The organism is Micromonospora sp. WMMB482, assembly GCF_019038635.1.
GTDB lineage: Bacteria > Actinomycetota > Actinomycetes > Mycobacteriales > Micromonosporaceae > Micromonospora > Micromonospora marina.
Map to the genome: position 1 here is coordinate 2,352,447 of NZ_JAHOPD010000020.1, position 18,030 is coordinate 2,370,476.

At 72.4% G+C, this 18,030-nt stretch carries 14 protein-coding genes; 10 read left to right on the forward strand and 4 right to left on the reverse strand.

The annotated features are described in order from the left end of the window. Positions 1-15: 15 nt before the first annotated feature. Positions 16-1,524, forward strand: a complete 1,509-nt coding sequence (locus KSK32_RS11945; protein WP_216931278.1) for a flotillin family protein — start codon at positions 16-18, stop codon at positions 1,522-1,524. A gap of 57 nt (positions 1,525-1,581) precedes the next feature. Here the strand turns inward: KSK32_RS11945 and KSK32_RS11950 are convergent, their stop codons facing one another. Both KSK32_RS11950 and KSK32_RS11955 read right to left on the reverse strand, forming a co-directional pair. Next, positions 1,582-3,618: a S8 family serine peptidase gene (locus KSK32_RS11950; protein WP_216931279.1), complete on the reverse strand. Its 2,037-nt coding sequence runs from the start codon at positions 3,616-3,618 to the stop codon at positions 1,582-1,584. A 178-nt stretch (positions 3,619-3,796) separates the two neighbouring features. Continuing rightward, the gene (locus tag KSK32_RS11955) at positions 3,797-5,257 is read right to left on the reverse strand and encodes a CCA tRNA nucleotidyltransferase (RefSeq protein WP_216931281.1); all 1,461 of its coding nucleotides are present in this window, start codon (positions 5,255-5,257) and stop codon (positions 3,797-3,799) included. 132 nt (positions 5,258-5,389) lie between these two features. Here KSK32_RS11955 and murJ point away from each other — a divergent pair, with 132 nt between their 5' ends. The 7 genes from murJ (at position 5,390) to KSK32_RS11990 (ending at position 13,660) form a co-directional block, all read left to right on the forward strand. Further along, positions 5,390-7,135: a murein biosynthesis integral membrane protein MurJ gene (gene murJ / locus KSK32_RS11960; protein ID WP_216931283.1), complete on the forward strand. Its 1,746-nt coding sequence runs from the start codon at positions 5,390-5,392 to the stop codon at positions 7,133-7,135. 409 nt (positions 7,136-7,544) lie between these two features. Further along, on the forward strand, positions 7,545-9,155 hold the full coding sequence (locus tag KSK32_RS11965) for a protein kinase family protein (RefSeq protein WP_216931285.1): 1,611 nt from the start codon (positions 7,545-7,547) through the stop codon (positions 9,153-9,155). A gap of 43 nt (positions 9,156-9,198) precedes the next feature. Then, positions 9,199-9,903: an RNA polymerase sigma factor SigM gene (gene sigM / locus KSK32_RS11970; protein ID WP_216931287.1), complete on the forward strand. Its 705-nt coding sequence runs from the start codon at positions 9,199-9,201 to the stop codon at positions 9,901-9,903. Further along, on the forward strand, positions 9,900-10,844 hold the full coding sequence (locus KSK32_RS11975; protein WP_216931289.1) for a hypothetical protein: 945 nt from the start codon (positions 9,900-9,902) through the stop codon (positions 10,842-10,844). The genes sigM and KSK32_RS11975 overlap by 4 nt, the downstream gene beginning before the upstream one ends. A gap of 176 nt (positions 10,845-11,020) precedes the next feature. Continuing rightward, a complete protein-coding gene (gene trxB / locus KSK32_RS11980; RefSeq protein WP_216931291.1) occupies positions 11,021-11,974 on the forward strand; it encodes a thioredoxin-disulfide reductase in 954 nt (317 codons plus the stop codon). A gap of 38 nt (positions 11,975-12,012) precedes the next feature. After that, complete coding sequence (gene trxA, locus KSK32_RS11985; protein WP_013289375.1) at positions 12,013-12,336, forward strand: thioredoxin; 324 nt, start codon at positions 12,013-12,015, stop codon at positions 12,334-12,336. A gap of 163 nt (positions 12,337-12,499) precedes the next feature. Further along, the gene (locus KSK32_RS11990) at positions 12,500-13,660 is read left to right on the forward strand and encodes an N-acetylmuramoyl-L-alanine amidase (protein ID WP_216931293.1); all 1,161 of its coding nucleotides are present in this window, start codon (positions 12,500-12,502) and stop codon (positions 13,658-13,660) included. A gap of 8 nt (positions 13,661-13,668) precedes the next feature. On the opposite strand, the gene KSK32_RS11995 is transcribed toward KSK32_RS11990, so the two are convergent. Next, complete coding sequence (locus KSK32_RS11995) at positions 13,669-14,334, reverse strand: hypothetical protein (protein WP_013289377.1); 666 nt, start codon at positions 14,332-14,334, stop codon at positions 13,669-13,671. A 282-nt stretch (positions 14,335-14,616) separates the two neighbouring features. Between KSK32_RS11995 and KSK32_RS12000 the strand changes: the two genes are divergently transcribed. Both KSK32_RS12000 and KSK32_RS12005 read left to right on the forward strand, forming a co-directional pair. Continuing rightward, the gene (locus tag KSK32_RS12000; RefSeq protein WP_216931294.1) at positions 14,617-15,930 is read left to right on the forward strand and encodes a PLP-dependent aminotransferase family protein; all 1,314 of its coding nucleotides are present in this window, start codon (positions 14,617-14,619) and stop codon (positions 15,928-15,930) included. 7 nt (positions 15,931-15,937) lie between these two features. Further along, a complete protein-coding gene (locus tag KSK32_RS12005) occupies positions 15,938-16,933 on the forward strand; it encodes a D-alanine--D-alanine ligase (protein ID WP_216931296.1) in 996 nt (331 codons plus the stop codon). Position 16,934: 1 nt separating this feature from the next. Here KSK32_RS12005 and KSK32_RS12010 read toward each other — a convergent pair whose 3' ends face one another. After that, a complete protein-coding gene (locus KSK32_RS12010; protein ID WP_216931297.1) occupies positions 16,935-17,828 on the reverse strand; it encodes a hypothetical protein in 894 nt (297 codons plus the stop codon). Positions 17,829-18,030: the final 202 nt, after the last annotated feature.

An 18,030-nucleotide genomic window follows, 5' to 3' on the forward strand; every position in this document is an offset into this window, starting at 1 on the left:
CAGACGGGAACGCCCATGCCCCTGCTCGTCGCCATCGGCGGCGCGGTCCTCCTCGCCGTCGTCCTCATCCTCTTCGTGCTGTCCCGGATCAAGGTGGCCGGGCCGAACCAGGCGTTCATCGTCACCGGCCGCAAGGGCCGCACCACCCAGACCGCCGACGGCGGCCGGGCCACCGACATGTCCGGGCAGAAGGTCGTGCTCGGCGCCTCGGTGTTCGTCCTGCCGGTGGTGCAGAAGCTCCAGTCGCTCGACCTGTCCAGCCGCCGGATCGACGTCAGCATCCGCGGCGCGGTGAGCAAGCAGGGCATCCGCACCGAGCTGCACGGCGTCGCGATCGTCAAGGTCGGCGGCACCGAGGACGCGATCCGCGCCGCCGCCCAGCGCTTCCTGAACCAGCAGGAGGAGATTGACAACTTCACCCGCGAGGTGCTCGCCGGCGCGCTGCGCTCGATCGTCGGGCGGCTCACCGTCGAGGAGATCATCCGGGATCGGGCGGCGTTCGCCAGCGCGGTCGCCGAGGAGGCCGAGCACTCGATGACCAACCAGGGCCTGGTGCTGGACACGTTCCAGCTCCAGGACATCCTCGCCGAGGGCTCCTACCTGCAGGACCTGGGCCGGCCGGAGGCGGCCCGGGTGCTCAAGGACGCGGCCATCGCCGAGGCGCGGGCCCGCCAGCAGGCCGAGCAGGAGCGGCTGCTCGCCGAGGAGGCGATCGCCGAGGCGAACCGGAACCTGGCGCTCAAGCAGGCAGGCATCCAGGCCGAGATCGACGCGGCGAAGGCGAAGTCGGCCGCAGCCGGTCCGCTCGCGCAGGCCGAGCGGGACCAGGCGATCCTCTCCGAGCAGCAGAAGGTGGCCGAGCGCAACGCCGAGCTGAAGCAGCGCCAGCTCGACACCGAGGTGCGCAAGCCGGCCGACGCGGCCCGGTACAAGGTGGAGCAGGAGGCCGAGGCGGCCCGCAACGCGGCGGTGCTCACCGCCGACGCGCAGCGGCAGGCCACCATCGCCGCCGCGCAGGCCTCAGCCGAGCAGGCCCGCCTCACCGGCGAGGGCGAGCGGGCCCGCCGGGCCGCGCTGGCCGAGGCGAACGCCATCGAGGGCGCCAAGGAGGGCGAGGCGGAGCAGCGCCGTCGTTCCGCGATCGCCGAGGCGGTCGAGCGGGAGGGCCAGGCCGAGGCGGCGGCCATCCTCGCCAAGGGTCAGGCCGAGGCCGACGCGATGGCCCGCAAGGCCGAGGCGTTCGCCGCGTACGGCGAGGCAGCCGTGCTGGACCTGCTGGTCAAGGTGCTGCCCGAGGTGGTCGGCGCGGCGAGCGCCCCGATCGGCGCGATCGACAAGATGACAGTGATCTCCACCGACGGCGCGTCGTCGCTGACCAAGTCCGTGGCCGGCAACGTCGCCCAGGGTCTCCAGCTCGGCAGCGACCTGACCGGCATCGACCTGGCCGGACTGCTGGCGCGGCTGGGCAGCAGCGCGCAGAACAACGGCAAGACCACTGTGGACGGCGCCACGGTCACCCCGTGACGACGGACGCCCGCCGGTTCCCTCGGGGAGCCGGCGGGCGTCGCGCTGTGGTACGGGTCAGAGCACGGCGACGACGAACTTCTCGCCGGCGCCCAGGCCGAGGGTCGGGCTGTTCCAGTCGATGGTCCGACTCGCGACAAGCTGGCTGGTGCCGGCGCTGCCGGCGGTGACCGCCTTCTCGTTGATGTTCGCGTACAGGTAGACCGAGCCGTCGGCGTTGTAGTCGAGGAACGACATCCCCTCCCACGCGCCGATCGAGGCGCCCCGGGCGATCAGCGGCTTCGCCCCGGCGCTCTCCGCCGTGACGAACTTGCCGTTGATCTGGGCCTTCAGGCCGAAGGTGCCGTAGCCGTCACCGACGTTCACCAGCTCGTACTTCTCCCACGCGCCGACGGTGGCCGAGCGGGCGATCAGCGGCTTCGTCCCAGCGCTCTCCGCCGTCACGAACTTGCCGCTCGCCACCGACTTGATGCTCACGAGGGGTGCCGGGGCGTCGAAGTCGAACTTCTCGGCCGTGCCGATCGCGGTCTTGCTGGCGATCAGCGGGGAGGTGGTGCTCGGCGCGGTGACGTACCTGCCGTTGACCGCCGCCTTCAGGCTGATGGTGCCGTCGGTGTTGTCGACGATCTGGAACCTCTCCCAGGCGCCGATGGTGGCCGAGCGGGCGATCAGCGGCTTCGCCCCGGCGCTCTCCGCCGTGACGAACTTGTTCGTGACCCGCGCCCGCAGGCCGAACAGGCCCCCGCCGGCGTCGACCACGTCGTACTTCTCCCAGGCGCCGACGGTCGTGCCGCGGGCGACCAGCGGCTTCGCGCCGGCGCTCTCCGCGGTGACGTACCGGCCGGTGCCCCGGGCCTTGAGCCCGTACGAGCCGCGCGCGGTCACGGCCGAGCCGATGTGCAGCAGCCGGTCGGTGGAGCCCATGACGTCGTGCACCGCGCCGCCGATCCCGGTGGTCACGACCGAGTCGCGCACCTGCTGCGGCGACCAGCCCGGGTGCTCCTGCAGCAGCAGCGCGGCCGCGCCCGCCACGTGCGGGGACGCCATCGAGGTGCCGCTCATCGACTCCGTGCCGGCGCTGGTGCCGGCCTTGGCCGAGACCACGCCGGTGCCGGGGGCGAACAGGTCCAGGCAGCGGCCGTGGTTGGAGAACCAGGCGCGCATGTCGACCCGGTCGGTGGCGCCCACGGTGATGGCGGCGGGCACGCTCGCCGGCGAGGAGCCGCAGGCGTCCTGCATGCTGTTGCCGGCGGCGACCGCGTACGTGATGCCGGAGTTGATCGAGCGGGTGACCGCGTCGTTCACGGCCTGGTCGACGCGGCTGACGCCGAGGCTCATGTTCGCCACGGCCGGCCCGGTGGCGTTCGTGGTGACCCAGTCGATGCCGGCGATCACCTGCTCGGTGTCGCCGTTGCCGGAGCAGTCGAGGACCCGGACGGCGACCAGGTCGACGCCCTTGGCTACGCCGTGCGTCGTACCGCCGATCGTGCCCGCCACGTGCGTGCCGTGCCCGTCGCAGTCCTGCGCGACGTCGTCCTGCTCGATCGCGTCGTAGCCGTTGCGGGCCCGCCCACCGAAGTCCTGGTGGTCGATGTCGATGCCGGTGTCGATCACGTACGCGGTCACCCCGGCGCCGGTGGCGGGGTAGGTGTACTTGCCGTCGGTCCGGGTCTTGAGCTGGTCGATCCGGTCCAGTCCCCACGGCGGGGTGGTCTGGGTGCCGGCGGTGCTCCAGCGCTGGACCTGCTGGACGTACTCGACGTCCGGGTCGGCGGCGAGCCGCGCGGCCTGTCGGGCGTCCATGGTGGCGGAGTAGCCGTTGAGCGCCTTGCCGAAGACCCGGCGGACGGTGCCGCCGTGCTCTCCGGCCAGCGCGGACGCGGCGGACTTCACCTTGGGCGGGGTGGTCTTGCCCTTCTTGAGGACCACGATGTAGCGGCCGGGCACCGCCTCGGCCGTGCCGGCGCCACGGACCGGCGGTCGCTTCGGATCGGCCAGGGCGGGGCCGCCGACTGTGGCGCAGATGATCGAAGTGGCGCTGGTGAGGGCGAGCCCCACGAGTGCGGAGCGGCGCAGGGCGCCGTGACGTGTCACCGAGATGTCTCCCCGTGTCCAGCGACCGTCCGGGTCGGACGGGCGGATGAAGATCAGAGCAGCCGCATCCGTCGATCCTGCGGCTGGCGATGACCCATCATGCGGGAGACATCGACCGGAACGGGTCAACCGTTCGGTCGACACGCCGGCGTATCGTCGTCGAATCCCGGCGCCGGCCTCAGCCGGTGATGCCCTCGTCGCGCGCCCAGCGCAGCAGCTCCGCCTCGGCCTCGTCACGGTCCAGCGGCCCGCGCTCCAGGCGCAGCTCCTTCAGGTGCTGCCAGGCACGGCCGACCACCGGCCCCGGCGGTACGCCGAGCAGCTCCATGATCGCGTTGCCGTCCAGGTCGGGCCGGACCCGGGCCAGGTCCTCCTCGGCGGCGATCCGGGCGATCCGCTCCTCCAGCGCGTCGTAGTCGGCGGCGAGCTGGGCCGCCTTGCGCCGGTTGCGGGTGGTGCAGTCGGAGCGGGTCAGCTTGTGCAGCCGGGACAGCAGGTCACCGGCGTCGGTGACGTACCGGCGCACCGCCGAGTCGGTCCACTCGCCCCGGCCGTACCCGTAGAAGCGCAGGTGCAGCCCGACCAGCTTGACCACCTGGGAGGTGATCTCCTTGGAGTAGCGCATCGCCTTCATCCGGTTCTTGGTCAGCCGGGCGCCGACCACCTCGTGGTGGTGAAAGCTGACCCGGCCGTCCGCGCCGACCGCCTTGGTGGCCGGCTTGCCGACGTCGTGCATCAGCGCGGCCATCCGCAGCACGAAGTCGCAGCCGTCGGACTCCAGCGACATCGCGTTGCTGACCACGGTGAGCGTGTGCTCGTAGACGTCCTTGTGCTGGGCGTGCTCGTCGATGGTGAGCTTCAGGCCGGTCAGCTCGGGCAGGAAGCGCTCGGCCAGGCCGGTGTCGACGAGCAGCCGCAGCCCGGTGATCGGGTCGGCGCCGCAGAGCAGCTTGGTGAACTCGTCCCGGATCCGCTCGGCGGTGATCCGGTCCAGGTCCGTCGCCATCCGGGTCATCGCCCCGCGGACGTCCGGGTGGACGGCGAAGCGGAGCTGGGCGGCGAACCGGGCCGCGCGCAGCATCCGCAGGGGGTCGTCGCGGAACGACTCCTGCGGCGTGCCGGGAGTACGGATGATCTTGGCGGCCAGGTCGGCCAGGCCACCGTACGGGTCGGTGAACCGGTGGTCGGGAAGACTGACCGCCATCGCGTTGACGGTGAAGTCGCGGCGCTTGAGGTCTTCGGTCAGGCTGGTGCCGTACTGCACCACCGGGTTGCGGCTGACCTGGTCGTAGACCTCCGCGCGGAACGTGGTGATCTCCAGGTTGAGGCCGTCGCGCTGGCAGGCGATGGTGCCGAACTCGCGTCCGGTCTCCCAGATCGACTCCGCCCAGCCGCGGATGACCTTGATGGTCTCGTCCGGGTGGGCGTCGGTGCAGAAGTCGAGGTCGTTGCCGAGCCGCCCGAGCAGCGCGTCGCGGACGGATCCGCCCACCAGGTGCAGTTCGTGACCGGCCTGCGCGAAGCGCCGGCCCAACTCGTCGGCAACAGGTGAGACTCGGAGCAGTTCGGCGACGGCGTTGCGCTGCGCGGCGGTCAGTTCGCGGCGGTCGGCGGCGTGGGAGGCGGAGGCTTCGGACATGGGATCGCCAGCCTATCGGGCCGGAGGTGGATCGACCGCGCCGGGCGCGGGTAACGGGTCGAGGTTGACTAAGGTTCCGGGTGGCGGGGCCGGCGGGGCCCGGTTCCGGCGTACCCCTTGGAGGCTGTGGAGATGAGCGGCGGCGGGCTCTACCGCAGCGCGAACGCGCACGACGGCGGCCCGCCGCCGGACGACGGCGCCACCTTCATCTCCGCCGAGCCGCTGAACCAGCCCGGTGTCGAGTCCGTCGCGCCTCCGCAGGAGGTGGTCGCCGAGACCAGCGCCGCGGCGAACAGCGCGGTGATGGCCGTCGGCAGCCTGGTCAGCCGGGGTACCGGCTTCATCCGCAACCTGATGATCGGTGCCGCGCTCGGTGGCGCACTGGTCGGTGACGCGTTCACCACCGCGATCTTCCTGCCGAACCAGGTCTACGAGTTCCTTCTCGGCGGTGTGCTCACCAGCGTGCTGATCCCGGTGCTGGTCCGGCGGCGCAAGTCGGATCCGGACCGGGGCGAGGCATACTCCCAGCGGCTGCTGACGCTGGCCGTGCTGGCCCTCGCCGCCGTCGCGCTGATCGCGATGATCGGTGCGCCGGTGCTGACCGCCATCTACGCCGGCGGCAAGGACCAGGACTACCGGGGGCTGGTCACCGGCCTGTCGTACCTGATGTTGCCGATGCTGTTCTTCACCGGTGTGAGCGCGCTGATCGCCGCGGTGCTGAACACGCGCGGGCACTTCGCCGCGCCGATGTGGGCGCCGATTCTGAACAACCTCGTGGTGATCGGCGTCTGCTGGCTCTACATCGCGGTCTTCGGCGCCAAGATCGTCGAGCCCGGACAGATGGGCTGGGACCGCATCCTGCTCATCGGCGGCGGCACGCTGCTCGGCGTCGCGGTCCAGACCGCCGGCCTGCTGCCGGCGCTGCGCAAGGTCGGCTTCCGGTGGAAGTGGCGATTCGACTTCGGCGCGCTCGGCCTGGGCGAGCTGGCCCGGCTGGGCGGCTGGATGTTCTGCTACGTCGGGGTCAACCAGCTCGGCCTCTTCGTGGTGGTCAACCTGCTCACCCGCGCCGCCGGCGGCGACAACGCCGGCCTGCTGATCTACAACAACGTCTTCCTGCTGCTGATGATGGCGCACGGCATCATCGCGGTCTCGATCATCACGGCGCTGATGCCCCGGATGAGCGCGGCCGCGGCCGAGAACCGCTTCCACGACGTCACCGCCGACCTGTCCCGGGGCACCCGGATGGTCAGCGCCGTGCTCGCGCCCATCGCGGTCTGCTACGCGGTGCTGGCCGCCCCGATCTCCGTGGTGGTCTTCCGGTACGGCGCGTTCACCGGCGACAACGCGGTGGCCACCTCGACCGTGCTGCTGGTGGCGGCGCTCGGGCTGGTGCCGTTCGCCGTCAGCCAGCTCTTCACCTTCGCGTTCTACGCGCTGCCGGACACCCGTACCCCCGCTCTGGTCAACATCCCGGTGGTGGCGCTGCGCGTCCTGCTCCAGGTGGGCCTGTTCCTGATCTTCTCGAACACGTTCGCGGCGGCCGGGATGATGCTCGGCAACGCGGTGTCGTACCTGGCGGCGGCGATCATCTCGGCGATGCTGCTGCGGCCCCGGGTGGGCCGGATCGGGCTGGGCGCGATCATGCGGACGCTCGGCCGGGTGGTCGTGGCGGCGCTCGGCGCCGCGCTCGTCGGCGTGCTCGTGGTGGCGGTGCTCCCCGGCGATCCGGCGAGCCTGAGCTGGCTCGCCGCGGCGGTGCAGTTGGTGATCGGCGGCGCGGCGATCGGCGCGACCTACCTCGGGCTCGCCATGGTGCTGCGGATCGGCGAGATCACCGAGGTGGTCGGGATGGTCCGGCGGCGCCTCGGGCGTTGACCCCCTCGGTGACCGACGGTGAACGAGGATCACCAGGCTGGGGATACGGCTGTGGATAACTTGGAATTCCGCCGTCCACTGGCCCTCTCGGCCTGTGGACAACCAACCGTACGGACGAGGGAGCGCAGGCCGGGGCGGGGAGAACCTTCCCGTCGCCGCACCGGTACGCCCCTGTGCCGCCTCGTTGCCGCCAACCTCTAGATTGGCGGTGTGTGTCCGGCTTGCCCGTCGGGCGGGCGGGCGAGCCGGCCGGGGCCCGTGGCGACTGGCCTTCCGGCCGGTCACAGCGGGAAGATGACATGTCGGAGAACCGGGCATCCCGGGTAAGGTCGCTCTCGACGGGTACGACCGGGATCGACGCGGGTGTCGACACCGCGGCCGTTCCACCGAAGGCAGAGCGGGAAGCCACATGCCCAGCAGCACGGGTCCATCGATCGACGCGATCACCGAGGGAGGACGGGTGACCCAGGTCGGCGAGGGTCAGGAAGCGGAGGAGACCTCTCCTGCGGTCGTGACCTTCGGTGCTCCCACGGTCGGTGAGCTGCTCGCCGAGCGGTACGAACTGGTCGAGCACATCAACAACGACAGCGCGGGCCGGCTGGTCTGGCGCGGTGTCGACGTGGTGCTCCGCCGTCCCGTCGCCGTGGTCCTCCGCTACCCGGGTGGCGACTCCGCCACCGAGATGCTTCAGGCCGCGGTCGCCGCGAGCCGCGTCATCCACCCCAACCTGGTCGGCGTCTACGACGCGATCGACGAGGACGACCGGGCCTACGTGGTCCGCGAGTGGGTCGACGGCCAGTCGCTGCGCGAACTGGTCGCCGCCGACGGGCCGCTGGACCCGGCCCGGGCCACCGCGATCGGCAACGCCGTCGCCAGCGCCCTCGCCGCCGTGCACGCCACCGGCATGGTCCACGGCAATCTCCACCCCGGCACCGTCATGATCAGCGACGACGGCCGGGTGGTGCTCGCCGACGCGCGTACCGACGGCGCGGACAGCCAGGAGAACGACCTGCGCGCGGTCGGCGGGGTGCTCTACTTCGCCCTGACCGGGCACTGGCCGCACGGTGAGGCCCCGCTGCACGGCGCCACCGCCGGGCACGGCCGCGCCGCCCTGCCGGACGCCGTCCGGGACGCCGGCGGCGCCATCGCCGCGCCCCGGCAGATGCGCGCCGGGGTGCCGGCCTACCTCGACGACCTCACCATGGATCTGCTCGACCCGGAGATCCCCCCGCCGTCGTCGGACGTGTTGGCCGCCGAGTTGAGCCGGCTCGACATCCCGGCCGACGAGCAGTTCCTGGAGCAGGCCGGTCCGCTGCGTTTCACCGCCGACCCCGGCGAGGAGCCCTCCCCGCTGGCCGCGGCCGGTGGTCGCAAGGTCGCCATCGGCATCGCCGGCCTGCTGGCGGTCGCCCTGGTCGGGCTGCTCATCGGCATCAACGCGCTCGGTGGTGGCGACGACGGCGACAAGGAGCCGGTCGCCCAGCCGTCGAACAGCGCGCCGGCCACCGAGGGCGGGGCCGAACCCACCGCGCAGGTCCGCAAGCTCACCATCGAGGACGTACGGATCATCGATCCGGAGGGCGACCGCGCCGAGGTACGCAACGCCGAAAAGGTCATCGACGGCGACGACGACGACGGGTGGGAGACCAACAGCTACCGCACCAACGCCAAGTTCGGCGGCCTCAAGAAGGGCATGGGCGTCTGGATCGACCTGGGCGCCCCGCACACGGTCAAGCAGCTGGAGGCCACGCTCTCCGCCACCGGCGCCACCGTCGAGCTTCGCACCGGCACCCGCGGCGACTTCCCGTCCACCTCCTCGGGCGACAAGCAGCTCGTGAACGCCTACTCGACGGTGGTCGGACCGCCGAACGAGGACGGCGGCACCAAGATGATCTTCGACGCGTTCGAGCCCGACCAGAAGTACCAGTACCTGCTGTTCTGGATCACCAAGCTGCCGGCGAAGGACAGCGGCAACAGCTGGAAGCTCGGCGTCCAGGAGATCACGGTCCAGGGCTCGTGACCCGGCCGCCGTCCCCACCGAGCCACCTCCGCCGGATGTGGTGATGGCCGAACGCGACGGCGCGCAGCCCGGCCGCTCCGACCTGGAGCTGCTCCGGGCGCACGCGGCAGGCGACCGGGACGCCTTCACCGAGCTGTTCCAACGGCACCGGGACCGCCTCTGGGCGGTCGCGCTGCGCACGATCGGCGACCGCGAGGAGGCCGCCGACGCCCTCCAGGACGCCATGCTGTCGGCGCACCGCGCGGCGGCCCGGTTCCGGGGCGACTCGGCGGTCACCACCTGGATGCACCGCATCGTGGTGAACGCCTGCCTGGACCGGATCCGGCGGCGGCAGACCCACGCCACGGTCCCGCTGCCCGACGGCGTGCACACCGACGGCGAACCGGGCCGGCACACCGGCGGCCCGGAACCGGCCGCGCCGGACCACGACCACGACACCGCGCTCGTGGTCCGGCAGGGGCTCGCCGCGCTGCCCGCGGAGCAGCGGGCCGCGCTGGTCCTGGTCGACGTCCAGGGCTACCCGGTGGCCGAGGTCGCCGCCATGCTCGGCGTCGCCGAGGGCACCGTGAAGAGCCGGTGCGCCCGGGGCCGGGCCCGCCTCGCCGTACTGCTCGGACATCTGCGGACCGGCACCGACGCACCGGCCGGCGACGTGCCGCGGCTCACCTCCGGGAACCGCAGGCGTCCCGAGGGCGTCGGATCCTCGTCGGGAGCGTCCCGTCAGGCCGTCAGCCAGGAGGAGCCGTGACTTCCCGGGAGTTCAGCAAGGTCGACCACGACCTGCTCGCCGACTACCTCGGCGGGGCGCTGGACGGCACCCCCGAGCAGGCGACCGTGGCAGGGCTGGTCGAGCAGGACCCCGCGTGGCGTGCCGCGTACGAGAATCTCGCCGACGCGGTCGAACTGGTCAGAGCCGACCTGGCCGGCTGGGCCGCGGCCCCCGCGCCGGAGATGCCGCAGGCGGTGGCCGACCGGATCACCGCCGCGCTCGCCGGGGCCGGGCCCGCGCTGCGCGACGGTACGCCGGTCGTGCCGGCGCAGTCCGGCGGCGCGAGTCGGCCACCCGGCACGGCCCCCCGCACCGATCGGCACAGCGGCCCCGGTCGCCGTCCTCGGCGCTGGGCCCGCATCGCCGGGCCGGTGGCCCTGGCCGCCGCCTCGGTCGCCGCGGTGGGGCTCGGTGTCGGCCGGATGGCCGATCCGGGCGACGGCCGCGTCGGTACGGCCGACCGGGCGGGCGGGGAGGCGGCGCCGATGGCCGCCGCGCCGTACCGGACCACCGGACCGGCAGTGCGCAGCGGCACCGACTGGACACCGGAACGCCTCGCCGCCGACCGGGCGCCCGCCGGAGCGAAGTCGGTCCCGGGAGACATGGCCGGGCCGTCCGGCGCGGCGAAGGGCGGCGCGGAGACGCCCCTGTACAAGAGTGAGCGCCTCGGCGCCCTCAGCGGCCTGGCTCGGCTGGACCGGCCGGAGACCCTCGCCGCGTGCCTCACCGCGATCGGAGCCGAGCACGGCGCCGGGCCGCTCACCGTGACCATGGTCGACTACGCCCGGTTCCAGGGTGCTCCGGCGCTCGTGGTGACGTTCGCCGACGCGGGCGGCGCCCGCTGGGGCTGGGTGAGCGGGCCGGAGTGCGGGGTACCCGGGTCCGGCGCGGACACGCGGTTCCGGACGCGGGTAGGGTGAAAACGCGGACCCGACGCTTGTCCCGCCACGTGACCTGACCCACCGGATGACCGGCCCGGGAATCCCCGCTTCGTACGATGACGTTCTGCAAGTCAGGCGCCGGCGCCCCTGAGCCGCCGGCACTCGGGATCGACATCGGTGCGGCCGGTGACGAACACACACATCGGGAGACGGCAGTGGACGAGGTCCGCAACCTGATCATCATCGGCTCCGGTCCGGCCGGCTACACGGCGGCGGTCTACGCCGCCCGCGCCAACCTGAAGCCCCTGGTGATCGAGGGCGTGCAGTCGGGTGGCGCGCTGATGACCACCACCGAGGTGGAGAACTTCCCCGGCTTCGCGGACGGCATCCTCGGCCCCGAACTGATGGACAACATGCGCAAGCAGGCCGAGCGCTTCGGCGCCGAGTTCCTCACCGACGACGTGACGCGGGTCGAGCTGAAGGACACCGGCGAGATCGGCTCCGACGCGGTGAGCACCGTGTGGGTGGGCGAGACCGCCTACCGCGCCCGTGCCGTCATCCTCTCCACCGGCTCGGCCTGGCGTCCGCTGGGTGTGCCGGGCGAGCAGGAGTACCTCGGCCACGGTGTGTCGTCCTGCGCCACCTGTGACGGCTTCTTCTTCCGCAACCAGCACATCGTGGTGGTCGGCGGCGGCGACTCGGCGATGGAGGAGGCCAGCTTCCTCACCCGTTTCGCCGAGTCGGTGACCATCCTCCACCGCCGCGACTCGTTCCGCGCCAGCAAGATCATGGCCGATCGCGCACTGAGCAACGAGAAGATCAAGGTCGAGTGGAACACCGTGGTCGAGGAGATCCTCGGCGACGACGGCAAGGTCAACGGCGTACGGGTGCGCAACGTGCACACCGGCGAGAGCAAGGTGCTCGACGTCACGGGCGTGTTCGTGGCGATCGGTCACGACCCGCGCAGCGAGCTGTTCCGCGGTCAGGTGGAGATGGACGACGAGGGGTACGTGCAGGTGCAGGCCCCCAGCACCCGGACCAGCGTGCCCGGTGTGTTCGCGGCGGGTGACCTCGTCGACCACACGTACCGGCAGGCCATCACCGCGGCCGGCACCGGCTGCGCCGCCGCGCTGGACGCCGAGCGGTTCATCGCCACCATCCAGGGCTGAGAGTTCCACGGGCAAGGTTCGGAGGAGGAGAGTTCATAGTGGGAGCAACAAAGGCGGTCACGGACGCCAGCTTCGTCAGCGACGTGCTGCAGTCCGACAAGCCGGTTCTGGTCGACTTCTGGGCGGAGTGGTGCGGCCCCTGCCGCAAGGTCTCGCCGCTGCTGGAGGAGATCGCGGGCGAGATGAAGGACCAGGTCACCATCGTCAAGCTCAACATCGACGAGAACCCGGAGACGGCCCGCGCCTACCGGGTCATGTCGGTGCCGACGCTGACCATCTTCAAGAACGGCCAGCCGGTGCAGTCGATCGCCGGCGCCAAGCCGAAGGGCGAGCTGGTCAAGCTCATCGAGTCGGCGCTCTGAGCCGTACCGACACCGCCGCAACCCCCGCCACCACACCCCGGTGGCGGGGGTTGCGGCTTTCCTGACCTGCATGAACACGAACCCGTCGGGTATCGGTCACGGTACGCTCCGTAAGCGTCCGTCGGAGTTCCGGTCCGCCAACGTCCGTGCAGAGGGGGTCGTCGTGCGTCCGATCCGACCCGGTGACCAGGGACCGGCGGTGGCCGAGATCCGTACCGTCCTCGCCGCCCTGGAACTTCTTCCCGCCGAGGCCGGAGGCGACGACTACGACGCCCAGACCGAACGGGCGGTACGCGCCTTCCAGCAGTCCCGCGGCCTCAGCGTCGACGGGCGGGTCGGCGCCGAGACCTGGCGGGCGCTCGACGCGGCCCGCTGGCGGTTCGGCGCCCGCGCGCTCTACCACGCCGTACCCGAACCGCTGACCGGCGAGGACGTCCGCTCGCTCCAGGAACGCCTGCTGGAGATGGGGTACGACGTGGGCCGCGCCGACGCCATCTACGGCATCCGCACCTCCCGCGCGGTGGCACAGTTCCAGCGGGAGATGGGCCTGAAGCCGGACGGCTCGTGCGGGCCGCACACAGTCAACGCGCTGCGCCGCCTCGGCCGTAAGGTGGTCGGCGGGCGCCCGCAGTGGCTGCGCGAGTCCGACGCCATCCGGCAGGCCGGGCCGGCACTCGTCGGGCGGACCGTGGTGATCGATCCGGGGCACGGAGGCACCGACCCGGGCGTGGTGGTGCCCGACGGCCCACTGCGCTGGAGCGAGGCGGACCTCGTGCACGACCTCGCCAGCCGGCTGGAGGGGCGGCTCGCCGCGGCCGGCGTACGCGTGCAGCTCACCCGGGGCCCGTCGCCCGGCGACTGCCTGCCGGACGCGGACCGGGCCCAGCTCGCCAACTCCCTCGGCGCCGACGTGTTCATCTCGCTGCACACCGACGGGCACGCCAACCCGGAGGCCGAGGGGGTGGCCACCTACCACTACGGCACCGACAACGGCGTCACGTCGGCGACCGGCGAACGCCTGGCCGGGCTGGTGCAGCGGGAGATCGTGGCCCGCACCGGGCTGCGCGACTGCCGTACCCACGCCAAGGCCTGGGAGCTGCTCCGGCTCACCCGGATGCCCGCGGTACGCGTCGAGGTCGGATACCTCACCTCACCGGACGACCGGGCGCGGCTCGTCGACCCCCGCTTCCGGGACCGGGTGGTCGAGGCCATCGTGGCCGGCGTGCAGCGGATGTACCTGCCGATCGAGCGGGACGTGCCGACCGGCTCCATCGACGTGAGCGAGCTGCGGGCGATCGTCGCCGCCGGAACCGTCGTCGACTGACCCGCGGCTCAGCTCGTCGAGCGGGTGGCGGGCGCCGGGCGCACCGGCCGCAGCAGCGTCTCCGGGCTCATCGAGCCGAGCAGCTTCTCCAGCGCGTACTCGACGTCCGACTTCCAGCTCAGCGCCGTCCGCAACTCCAGTCGCAGGCGCGGATAGCGCGGGTGCGGCCGGACCGTCTTGAAGCCGACCGACAGGAAGAAGTCGGCGGGCGCCACACACGCACGCGCCGGATCGTCCGCGTCGTCGCCGAACTTCGCGTCGCCGAACGCCTCGATCGCCTTGATGCCGCGCTTGGTCAGGTCGCGGGCCACGCCCTGCACCAGCATCCGGCCCAGGCCGCCGTCGGCGAAGGCGGGCACCACGTGCGCCGTCATCAGCAGCGCCGCGTCCGCCGAGACCGGCGAGGTGGGAAACGCCATCGAACGCGGGACGTACGCCGGCGGGGCGTACATGACGAAACCGGCCGGCATGCCGTCGACGTAGACGAGCTTGCCGCAGGAGCCCCACTCCAGCAGCGTCTGGGAGACCCACGCCTCCTTCTCCAGGCCCGGGTCGCCTGCCGCACAGGCCCGCTCGGCGGAGACCGGATCCAGCTCCCAGTAGACGCAGCTGCGGCAGGATCGAGGCAGGTCCTCCAGCGTGTCCAGGGTCAGGCTGACCAGACGTCGCGACATGAGCGCACCCCACCACTAGGCTCGGAGCGCCGGTGAGTCCCGCGCCCTCCTGCTCCCGACGAGCGATCGTACGCCCCTGCCCGGCGGTACGGGAGGGAACGCGCGAACCCCCACCCGGACGGCCGGCGGCGGGTCCGGGATGTGGACGTGTCCACACGGCCGGTGCCACGACCGTCACCGGGGACTACGATCGACCAACCGGCCCCCGCCGCCAATGGATGTCGGCATCGCGGGTACCACACCGGGCGGCAGCCCCGCCGACACCCGATCGAGGTGATGTCCATGACCGGCACGACGCTCGACGACTACACCGACCGGTACGCCCGGCGCGTCCGCGGGATGACCGCCTCGGAGATCCGGGCACTCTTCGCGGTGGCCAGCCGGCCGGAGGTCGTCTCGCTCGCCGGTGGGGCACCCTACATCGCGGCGCTGCCGCTGGACGCGGTCGGCGAGATGCTCGGCCGGCTCGGTTCCGAACACGGCGCCACCACCCTCCAGTACGGCATCGGCCAGGGCACCCCGGAGCTGCGCGAGCGGATCTGCGAGGTGATGTCCCTGTCCGGGATCGACGCCTCCTGCGGCGCCTCACCGGAGGACGTGGTGGTGACTGTCGGCGGCCAGCAGGCCCTCGACCTGGTGGCCCGCCTCTTCCTGGACCCGGGTGACGTGGTGCTCGCCGAGGGCCCGACGTACGTCGGCGCGCTCGGGGTGTTCCAGGCCGCCCAGGCCCAGGTCGCCCATGTGCCGATGGACGACGAGGGGCTCATCCCGGAGGCGCTGGAGGTGGCCATCGCGGATCTGGCCCGCGCCGGCCGGCGGGTGAAGTTCCTCTACACCATCCCCACCTACCAGAACCCCACCGGCGTGACGCTGAGCGAGGAACGGCGCGAACGGGTGCTCGACATCTGCGAGCGCGCCGGGCTGCTCGTGGTGGAGGACGACCCGTACGGTCAGCTCGGTTTCGAAGGCGCGGCGCCCGCGCCGCTGCGGGCCCGGCGGCGCGACGGGGTCTTCTACCTGAGCACGTTCTCCAAGACGTTCGCGCCGGGTCTGCGGGTGGGCTGGATCCTGGCCCCGCACGCGGTCCGCGACAAGCTGGTCATCGCCAGCGAGGCGCAGATCCTCTGCCCGAGCGCCTACGCGCAGTCGGCCGTCTCGACGTACCTCGGCACCATGCCCTGGCGGCAGCAGCTCAAGGTCTACCGCGAGGTCTACCGCGAGCGCCGGGACGCGCTGCTCGACGCGATGACCGACCTGATGCCGGAGGGCACCACCTGGACCACACCGGGCGGCGGCCTGTTCGTCTGGGCGACGCTGCCCGACGGGCTCGACTCCAAGGCGATGATGCCGCGCGCCGTGGCCGCCCGCGTCGCGTACGTGCCGGGGACCGGCTTCTACGCCGACGGCACGGGCGCCGGCAACATGCGGCTCAACTTCTCCTTCCCGACGCCGGAGCGGATCCGCGAGGGCGTCCGCCGGCTCGCCGGGGTGATGGAGCAGGAGATCGCCATGCGCAAGGTCTTCGGCGCGGTCGGCGGTGCCGGTCCCCGCCGTCGCCAGGGCGGCTCGGACGCGCCCGGTCCCGACTTGGCATGATGCCCGCATGTCCGACAGCCCTGCCGCACCGCCTCCCGTGACCGGATCCGCCGCCGACGAGCTGCACGTACTGGTGCTCGCGGGCGGCCTCTCCTACGAGCGGGACGTCTCACTGCGGTCGGGCCGCCGGGTTCTCGACGCACTGCGCGCCGTCGGCGTCGACGCGGAACTGCGCGACGCCGACGTGGCGTTGCTGCCCGCCCTGACCGCCGACCCGCCGGACGCCGTGGTGATCGCCCTGCACGGCGCCACCGGCGAGGACGGCTCGCTGCGCGGCGTCCTCGACCTCTGGGACGTGCCCTACGTCGGCTGCGACGCCCGGTCGTCCCGCCTCGCGTGGGACAAGCCGTCGGCCAAGGCGGTGCTGCGCGAGGCGGGCATCCCGACGCCCGACTGGGTGGCGCTGCCGCACGACCGTTTCTCCGAGCTGGGTGCGGTCGCAGTCCTGGACCGGATCGTCGACCGCCTCGGGCTGCCGCTGATGGTCAAGCCCGCGCAGGGCGGTTCCGGACTGGGCGCCGCCGTGGTCCGGGAGGCGGCGTCGCTGCCGGCCGCGATGGTGGGTTGTTTCGCGTACGACCAGACCGCGCTCGTGGAACGCTACGTCCCCGGGATGGACGTGGCGGTCTCCGTGCTCGACCTCGGCAAGGGGCCGCAGGCCCTGCCCCCGGTCGAGATCGTGCCGCGCAACGGCGTCTACGACTACGCGGCCCGCTACACCGCCGGGCGTACCACCTGGCACGCGCCCGCCCGGCTCGACGCCGCGACGACCGCCCGGGTGACCGAGGTGGCGCTCGCCGCGCACACCGCGCTCGGACTGCGCGACGTGTCCCGGGTCGACCTGATCGTCGACGCCGACGGCGACCCGCACGTGCTGGAGGTCAACGTCTCCCCGGGCATGACCGAGACGTCGCTCCTGCCGCTGGCGATCCAGGCGGCCGGGCTGGACTTCGGCCGGGTCCTCGGCACGCTCGTGACCCGGGCCGCCGCCCGCCGTCGCTGACTCAGACCTCCCGGGTACGCGCCGCGCCCGGCCGGTCGTCCGGCGCGTTCTCCGGCTCGTCCTCGTCTTCGTCGTCCGGGGCGCTGTTCGGCCCGCTGTCCGATGCGCTGTTCGGCGCGCTGTGTGACTCGCTCGCGGGCGTCTCACCGGCCTGCGCTGCCGGGTCGGGCTCCGACGGGTCCGCCGAGGGGTCTGAGAGGTCCGCTGCCGCGTCGGACTCCGGGATCTCGTCCGCAGCCTCGATCACCGACAAGGACTCCTCCTCGGGCTCCTCAGCGGCGTTCGCGGGGGAGGTCGCGGAAAGGCTCGACGGTGCCTGCCACTGGATGCGCGGCGGCTCGGCCAGCGGGCGGCCACCGAACTCGGCGAGCCACGCGGCCACCAGCGCCAGGTTCTCCCGCCACTGGTCCTCGGAGATCGGCGGCAGGATCGAGTCCCACAGCGACAGGAACGTGCCCCGCAGTTGCAGCCGCCCGTACGGCCGGGCCAGGAACCACAGGTGCAGATGCGCGGAGCCGTCGCCCCACCGGTTCACGTGAACGCGGGCCACCCCGTCGAGCGAGCGGACGGCCCGCTCCAGGCGGACGGTCATCACGCCCAGCTCGGCGGCGAGCAGGTTCGGCAGGTCGCCCAGATCCAGGTGCGAGCGGGACTCCAGGATCAGGACCATCGGCAGGCCGGTGGGCCGGTCCATGGCGCGGACGCGCCACCGCTCACCGACCCAGATGTACGCCTCGTCGGGCGCGTTGCAGGCGGTGCACTCCCGGTCCGCCTCGCCACGGCGGGGCGGTTCGAACGGTACGGGCTCGTCGAGCTGTTTGACGCGGAGATCGCCCTCGAAGGGGAACGACGGCCACTGGGTGAAGTCGGGAACTGAGGGAGGGGTGTCCGGCACGACGCTGACCCTAACCGAGTTGGCGACGCCTGTCCCTACCCGTTCCACTGGGCACACACAGGTTGTCCACCGCGTTGTCCACAGGCTGCCGAGATCACCAGCACAGCGCGTCATGCACTGCTCAGCAAGGGTTTCCTCGCTTCGTTTCACGTGAAACGGAGGGAGCCTGTGGAAAACTGCTGTGGATAACCAGGGGCGTGTC